4 protein-coding genes and 1 pseudogene are annotated in these 7,891 nt (G+C 61.3%); all 5 read left to right on the plus strand.

What is annotated here, in order from left to right; genetic code table 11:
* Window positions 1-56 precede the first annotated feature (56 nt).
* On the plus strand, window positions 57-926 hold the full coding sequence (locus ACP151_RS10435; RefSeq protein WP_424978841.1) for a LysR family transcriptional regulator: 870 nt from the start codon (window positions 57-59) through the stop codon (window positions 924-926).
* Window positions 927-1,026: 100 nt separating this feature from the next.
* Window positions 1,027-3,207 carry a type I secretion system permease/ATPase gene (locus tag ACP151_RS10440; protein ID WP_424978842.1) on the plus strand — a complete coding sequence of 727 codons (2,181 nt, stop codon included), beginning with the start codon at window positions 1,027-1,029 and terminating at the stop codon, window positions 3,205-3,207.
* 13 nt (window positions 3,208-3,220) lie between these two features.
* Complete coding sequence (locus tag ACP151_RS10445) at window positions 3,221-4,630, plus strand: HlyD family type I secretion periplasmic adaptor subunit (RefSeq protein WP_424978843.1); 1,410 nt, start codon at window positions 3,221-3,223, stop codon at window positions 4,628-4,630.
* Window positions 4,630-6,813, plus strand: a complete 2,184-nt coding sequence (locus tag ACP151_RS10450; RefSeq protein WP_424978844.1) for a type I secretion system permease/ATPase — start codon at window positions 4,630-4,632, stop codon at window positions 6,811-6,813. The genes ACP151_RS10445 and ACP151_RS10450 overlap by 1 nt, the downstream gene beginning before the upstream one ends.
* Window positions 6,814-7,046: 233 nt before the next feature.
* Window positions 7,047-7,891: pseudogene (locus ACP151_RS10455) on the plus strand (transposase); the annotation flags it as partial.

The raw sequence follows: 7,891 nt of genomic DNA on the forward strand, positions 1-7,891 counted from the left end.
GGTGGAGTAACCTTATGCTGGCACGTAACGATCCAAAAAGAACAGGATTGGCGTATATGAGCCAGGTCAGTCTCGACCTTTTGCGGACGTTCTATGAACTCGCGCAGCTTAAATCCTGTACTGCGTGTTCAAAGAAGTTGAACCTGTCGCAGCCTGCGATCAGCAACCGTATCAAACGGCTGGAAGAAGCAGTGCAGTTTACGCTGTTCATTGACCGCAACCCGCATCAGGGCATGACAGAGCAAGCGCGGCAGCTTTATGGCATCACACAGCGGATTGTCGAAGAGCTGGGCAAGATTGAAAACCTTGTCGACAGCGAAACCTATAGCCGGTCGCGGATTGGTGTTCTGCCAGCCATCGAGTTCTTTTTTGGTCCGGAAATGATTTGGAAACTGGATACGCCGGGCTCGAGGCAAAAGCTGGAGGTTATAACTGACAATGAAGACAATCTGCTGAAGAAAGTTGAGCTGGGGCAGATCGAAGTTGGCGTGGTTTGCAGCCGTCTTGGCGCTCCGCAGAACAGCGTTTTTTCCAAGCGCTGCAAATTGAGATGGATCGGCGGCCTGCAGTTTGACAAAACCACGCTGGCCGGAGATGCCGAAGTCCCCTTGGTGATCTGGCGCGGCAACGTCAGCCGCGGCCCGTCTGCGGACGAAATCCTGAGAAGCTGCAACCGGCGCTACCGGATCGTTTTTGAAACCTCATCGCTGACGTCTTACTTCGATGCGATCCGGCGCGGGTACGGTGTTGGCTTTACGGTGGAGAAATTCTTGCGGGCAGACCGGAATCCTTATTCCGTCAAGCTGCTGGATGAGCATCTGCCGGATCTTGGGAACATTGATTTCCATGTGGTTTGCAATCCGGACTCAGCGTCCTATGTCCGTAAGCTGGCACAGCAGCTGGCATCTGTATTCGAGGGCGTGTGATGGGACACGCGGTTTTCCGCGGGAGGGCGCAGGCTGCCGCTGGTTTGCGTTTATCCAAGTCAAGAGGGCAGAAAGGTGCAGTCTTGCCCGGGTGGCAGATATGAGCCTGACGCAGCCGGAGATGGAGGGCTGCGCGCCGGCAGGCAGCCTGATCCAGTGTTTCGTCATTTGGACAGCGGTAATGCAGATGCCGGATGCAGAGCCGACCGTGCGTAAACTGCTGGAGCAGCAGCCAGAAGCGGGCCCGGAGCGCCTAGTGCGGGCCGCGGCACGGGCATTGCGGCTGCAAGTGCGGTTTAAACGGCTGACCCGAGCAAAATTGCAAGATCAGCCCTTGCCGCTGATCCTTCAGGACCGGGACGGCGCGTGGTTCCTTCTGGCCAGCCTGTCAGAGCAGCAGGCCCTGATCCAGCGCCCGGATGCCGCCGCCCCCGAGGCCTTGATGCCTGAGGAGCTGGAACAGATCTGGTCCGGGCAGGCGGCCCTGCTGCGGCTGCGGGCGCGGTTTCACAAGATCGTTCAGAAATTTGACATCCGGTGGTTTCTGCCTGAACTGGTCCGCTACAAGGGGCTGGCCTTCGAGATCCTCGCAGCCTCTGCCGCTATCGAATGCCTTGCGCTGATCTCACCGCTGTTTTTTCAGGTCATCATGGACAAGGTGCTGGTCCATAACTCTGTCTCGACCCTGGATGTTCTTGTTGTCACGTTGATTGCGGTGGCGGTGTTCGAGGTGGCGCTGAAGACCCTGCGGCAGTATCTGGCGACCCGTACCGCAACTCGGATAGATGCCCGGCTGGGCGGCAATCTGTACCGGCATCTGGTGGATCTGCCGCTGACCTATTTCAAGTCGCGCCCAGTGGGGGTGACAGTGGCGCGGGTGAATGAGCTGAGTGCGATCCGCGAGTTTATCACCGGAGCGGCAAACACGCTGGTGATCGACCTCAGCTTCACCTTCATCTTCTTTGCGGTGATGTATTTTTATTCGCCGGTGCTGACCCTGGTGGTGCTGGGATCGGTGCCCTGTTACATGGCAGTTTCGTTTCTGATCACCGGCCCGCTGCAGCGCAGGATTGAGGAGCTCTACCGGGACGGGGCAGTCAACACCTCCTTTTTGACCGAAATGCTGACCGGCGTGGAGACGGTCAAGGCGCTGGCGCTGGAAGCCCAGATGGTTCGGCGCTGGGAATACCAAACCCGCGATTTCGTGCTGTCCAACTACAAGGTGCAGCGGCTGATGCAGCTGTCCAACACATTGGTGCAGGCAATCCAGAAGCTGACGATGGTGCTGGTGCTGTGGATCGGCGCGCGCAAGGTGATCGGGCTGGAGCTGTCAATCGGCCAGCTCATCGCCTTCAACATGATGGCCAACCACGTCAGTCAGCCGGTGCTGCGGCTGACAGAACTGTGGCGGCAGTTTGTACAGACCCGGGTGTCTGTGGAGCGGCTGGGGGATGTGCTGCACACGCTTCCCGAGGTGTCGAAAGCACATAAGCCGTTGCAGCGGATCGAACGGGGAGCGGTCTCGATCCGCGACGTCACCTTCCGCTACGCGCCGGACGGTGAACCGGTTCTGAAGGACTTCAGCCTGGATATTCCTGGCGGCCGCATGGTGGCCTTTGTCGGGCGGTCGGGGTCAGGCAAGAGCACCGTCGCGCGGCTGGTGCAGAAACTCTACATCCCTGAAAGCGGCCAGGTGTGCATCGACGGCACCGATATCGCGACGCTGGATTCGGTGTCGCTGCGACAGAACACCAGCATTGTCCTGCAGGAAAACTTTCTGTTCAACCGCTCGGTGCGAGACAACATCGCGCTGACCCGTCCGTCGGCCTCGCTGGCAGAGGTGGCGGAGGCCGCTGAAAAGGCCGGAGCGCATGAGTTTATACTGGAAATGACGGACGGCTATGACACCATCCTGTCAGAAGGCGGCAGTTCGATTTCCGGCGGCCAGCGGCAGCGGATCGCCATCGCCCGTTCGCTGCTCAGCGATCCCGGCATCCTGATCCTGGATGAGGCGACTTCGGCCCTGGATGATCATTCACAGGCGCTGATCCAGCAGAATATGGCTGAAATTCGCAAGGGGCGGACTGTCATCGTGATTGCCCACCGCCTGTCCACCGTCCGCGATTGCGACTGTATCCACGTGCTGGATCAGGGCAGGATAATCGAAAGCGGAACCCATGATGAGCTGATCCGGATTCCGGGCGGCGCCTACCGCAACCTGTGGAACCTGCAGAAGAGCGAATTGGCTGCCGCCGAAACCCGGACGCCGGCAGCGTCCTGACTAGGAGGGCCAGATGAATTTGCTGACCAAACGGGGCCGCACCGCAGATCAGGCGGAGAAACCGGCCCAGACCGCCCTCAAGGCAGCCAGCCGACCCGCAGCCGGCAAGCGCAGCCGGCTGGAGCTGGAGTTCCTGCCGGAGTATCTGGAGATCCTGGAGCGGCCGCCCTCCAGTGCTGCGCGGGGCTTCAGCCTGGCAATTGTGCTGCTATGCATCGGTGTGGTGCTGTGGGCGGTTTACGGGCGGATCGACATTATCGCTACCGCCTCAGGTCGGCTGATTGTCGACGACCGTTCCAAAGTGGTGCAGGCGCCCGAGCGCGGCGAAGTGAGCCTGATCCTGGTGCGCGATGGTCAGGAGGTGAGCGCGGGGGAGGTGCTGATCGAGCTGAACCCGACCTCGGCGGCGGCAGAGCGCACCCGGCTGCGCCGCCAGCTGCAGGCTTCGGAACTGGAGACCGCGCGGCTGGAGGCGCTGCTGAGCGGCGGGCCGCTGACGGAGTTCCTGGTTCCCGATGGCACGCCGTCGGAACTGGCCGAAATCGCGCAGAGCCGACTGCAGGCGGAAGCGGACAGCATAGAGGCGCAGCTGACTGGACTGCAGAACCGGGTTGAACAGGTGCGCCTGCGGCGGCAGGCCACTGCGGCCATAGCCGCCGAAACCCAGGCGCTGATCCAGAACACCCAGGAACGGCTGGACAGCCGCCGCACCCTGATGGAGCAGGGCCTGTTCCCGCGCTACCAGTTTCTGGAACTGTCGCGGGAACTGATCGGGCAGCGCCGGGAACAGGCCGAGACCGAGGTCTCGCTCATCCAGCTGACGTCCGAGGAGAACGATCTGAACCAGCAGATCGAGCAGTTCGGCTATGAGACCCGCAAGTCGCTGCTGGACCGGCTAGCGCAGGAGCAGATCCAGCTGTCAAACCTGCGCAACCAGCTGATCCAGGCGGATGAAAACGCCCGCAAGATGACCGTCACCGCACCGGTGAGCGGCGTGGCGCAGCAGGTGGCGGTGACCACGGTCGGTGCCGTGGTGCAGCCCGCCCAGGAATTGCTGGTTGTGGTGCCGCATGCCGCAAACCTGGAAGCCGAGATCATGGTGCTGAACAAGGACATCGGATTTGTCCGCACAGGCCATACGGTGGAGGTCAAGGTGGACAGCTTCCCCTATACCAAATTCGGCACCATTGTGGGTGAGCTCAAGAATGTCTCTGGCGATGCCATCGAGGATGAACGGCTGGGTCTGGTCTATCCGGCGCGGGTTCTGCTGGAGCGGCTGGAGATCACGTCGGGCAGCGAACGCATTGCCCTCTCGCCCGGCATGACGGTCTCGGCTGAAATCAGGACAGGCGACCGGCGGATCATTGACTATGTCCTGAGCCCGCTGCGCGAATACCAGTCCGAAACTCTGAGGGAACGGTGATGAGCGCGGCAGCGGAAAGCCTGCAGGAAACGGCCTTCCTGCAAGGGAGCGGGCTGGCAGCGGCGGACCCGCGGCAGGACAGCGGCCTGATGGCACTGATGGCGGTGGCCCGGCGGCTGGATGTTGCGGCAGAGGCTGCCCAGGTCTGGCATATGCACGGCAAGACCGATGCGGCGTTCGAGGATGCGGATATTATCCGCTGCGCCAAGCGGCTGGGGATCAAAGCGCGGCTGGCGGCCTTGCCCAAGCGTCGGCTGCTGACCGCGCCGATGCCATACCTGATCCGCAAGGCGCAGAGCGGGCAGTGGTACGCGGTGACTGGCGCCATTGGCGGCCAGCTGCAGGTGACCAACCCGCTGACCGGCGGCACCAGCCGCAGTGACCCTGCGGATGTCGCCGCGGACTTCGAAGACGACGTGATCCTGTGCAGCCGGGAGCCATCCTGGAAATCCGGGCAGAAGGCCTTTGGTTTTTCCTGGTTTTTGCCGTCGATCCTGAAACACAAGGCGCGGTTCCGGCGCATCCTGCTGGCCTCGCTGGTCATTCAGGGATTTGCGCTGGTGTCGCCGAAATTGTTCGAGGTGGTGATTGACAAGGTGCTGGTGAGCCGCGGTCTGCAAAGCCTGGATGTGCTGGCCATTGCCTTGATCGGAATTGCCTTTTTCGAACCGCTGATGACTTTTCTGCGGTCACTGGTGTTTTCCCATTTGGCCAGCTGCGTCAATTCGGAGCTGTCGGCGCGGCTGTTCCGGCATCTGGTCTATTTGCCGCTGGACTACTTCCGCAACCGGCAGGCGGGACAGATCCTGGCCCGGGTCAAGGAGCTGGACCATATCCGCAACTTCTTGACCGGCTCGGCGCTGATGATGGTGGTGGACCTGTGCTTCATCAGCGTCTTCTTGGCGGTGATGTTCGCCTATTCCAGCGAGCTGGCCTTTGTGGTGCTGGCCACGCTGGCAGTATTCGGGCTGATGTGGCTGGCCATCGGCCCTTTCCTGCGCAAGCGGGTGGAGCGGGAATATGAACGGCATGCCGAGAACTCTGCCTTTCTGACCGAGACGGTGACGGGCATCGAAACCATCAAATCGCTGGGTCTGGGCAACCAGTTCGCCCGGGCCTGGGAAGACAGGCTGGGTGCCTCGCTGAAGGCGACGTTTGATGCCAGCATGCTGGGCCACTGGGCGGGTGGCGGCATCGGGCTGGTGCAGAAGATCTCAGCCGCGCTGCTTTTGTGGTTTGGTGTCAGTCTGGTGATGGCGGGCGAGCTGAGCGTCGGCCAGCTGGTGGCCTTCAACATGCTGTCGGGCCATGTGACCATGCCGATCCTGCGGCTGGCACAGATCTGGCAGGACTTTCAGCACACCGGCATCTCAATCCGCAGGATTGGCGACATCCTGCAGGAGGAGCCAGAGACGGCGGCCAGTGCGGGCCGGTCTTCGCTCGAGGAGATCAAGGGCAGGGTCGATCTGCGCAAGGTCACGTTCCGCTATGCGCCGGACGGTGCCGAAGTGCTGCGGCGGCTTGATTTGACGGTGCAGGCTGGAGAGGTCGTGGGGCTGACCGGCCTGTCCGGGTCGGGCAAAAGCACGGTGACCAAACTGGTGCAGCGCCTGTATGTTCCGCAAAGCGGGCAGGTTTTGGTAGACAATGTTGATCTTGCCATGGCCGATCCGGCCAACCTGCGCCGCAACATGGGTGTGGTGCTTCAGGAGAATTTCCTTTTCAACGGCAGTGTCTGGGACAACATCGCACTGGGTAATCCGACTGCCAAACCCGAAGACATCCTGAATGCTGCACGGCTGTCCGGGGCCAGCGATTTCATCGAGCATCTGCGGCATGGATTCGACACTCAGGTCGGGGAGCGGGGCGGTAACCTGTCCGGAGGCCAGCGCCAGCGTATTGCGATTGCTCGGGCGCTGGTGTCCGATCCGAAAATCCTGATCTTTGACGAGGCGACCTCGGCGCTGGATTATGAAACCGAAGCAGGCATCCTGCAAAGGCTGCCGGAGATCATCAGGGGGCGCACAGTCATCATGATCGCTCACCGGCTGAACTGCATGCCGCTGTGCGACCGGGTCGTGGTGATGGACAAGGGCGAGATCATCGAGCAGGGGCCACACGCCGAGCTGCTGAGCAACGGGCATGCCTATGCAGAGCTTTGGCAGCTGCAAAACGGCGAGTAGGGGTCAGAGCCGGTCCTACCTGTATCACTGTCGCTTTCGCTGTCAGGCATGTCTGCTAGTCGGCTAGGCAGTACTGGCGGGCAGGTCAGCGCAGATTTTCTTGAGACGGTCTAACAGCTTCGGTGTGTCGTGGCTGCTAAATGCTGCAAAGGGCTTATTCTGTTGAAAACTCGGGTTGTTTTGGGGGTTGAGTGCTGATTCACTTTCTGCGAGGAAAACGGAGGTGGGTGGCAATGATGGGACCACGGCAGGAAGCGCAGGGCGCGCTGTTCTATGAGTTCTCGATCGAGGATCATGTCCCGCAGGATCACATGCTTCGGGCGATAGATCGGTTCGTCAACCTGTCTGGCATCCGGCGGCACCTGGCTCCTTTCTACAGTTCGACCGGCAGGCCGTCGGTTGATCCGGAACTGATGATCCGGATGCTCCTGGTCGGTGACACGATGGGCATCCGCTCGGAGCGACGGCTCTGCGAGGAGGTGCATCTCAACCTCGCCTATCGCTGGTTCTGCCGCCTCGATCTGACCGCCCCAGTGCCCGACCATTCGACCTTCTCAAAGAACCGGCACGGTCGGTTCCGCGATAGCGATCTCTTGCGGCATCTGTTCGAGACGGTGGTCGCGCGCTGCATCGAGGAAGGGTTGGCGAGTGGTCAGCGCTTTGCGGCGGATGCCAGCCTGATCCAGGCCGATGCCAACCGGCAGAACTCGTCGCCGCAAGCGGACTGGGCCCCCGAGAAGATCGCCCACGAGGACGCGCCGCGCGCTGTCAGGGAGTATCTGGCGACGCTTGACGATGCGGCCTTCGGCGCGGCCAGCCCGGTAAAGCCGAAGTTCACCTCGCATTCCGATCCGGCCTCGCAATGGACCGGCGCACGGGGTGGACCCGCCTATTTTGCCTATTCCACGAACGACCTGATTGACACCGACAATGGCGTGATCCTCGATGTCGAGGCGACCCGCTCGATCCGGCAAGCCGAGGTCGGTGCCGTGCGGACAATGGTGGATCGGGTGAGCGATACCTTCGACCTGAAACCTGAAACCTGAACGCCGATACCGCTTACGGCACGGGCGAAATG

Source organism: Leisingera sp. S232, assembly GCF_049800895.1.
Classification (GTDB): Bacteria; Pseudomonadota; Alphaproteobacteria; order Rhodobacterales; family Rhodobacteraceae; genus Leisingera.

What these genes read in the sequence shown, in the direction of transcription:
- ACP151_RS10450 (WP_424978844.1), top strand. Translation starts at nt 4,630, where the DNA reads ATGAGCGCGGCAGCGGAAAGCCTGCAGGAAACGGCCTTCCTGCAAGGG.
- ACP151_RS10435 (WP_424978841.1), top strand. Translation starts at nt 57, where the DNA reads ATGAGCCAGGTCAGTCTCGACCTTTTGCGGACGTTCTATGAACTCGCG.
- ACP151_RS10445 (WP_424978843.1), top strand. Translation starts at nt 3,221, where the DNA reads ATGAATTTGCTGACCAAACGGGGCCGCACCGCAGATCAGGCGGAGAAA.
- ACP151_RS10440 (WP_424978842.1), top strand. Translation starts at nt 1,027, where the DNA reads ATGAGCCTGACGCAGCCGGAGATGGAGGGCTGCGCGCCGGCAGGCAGC.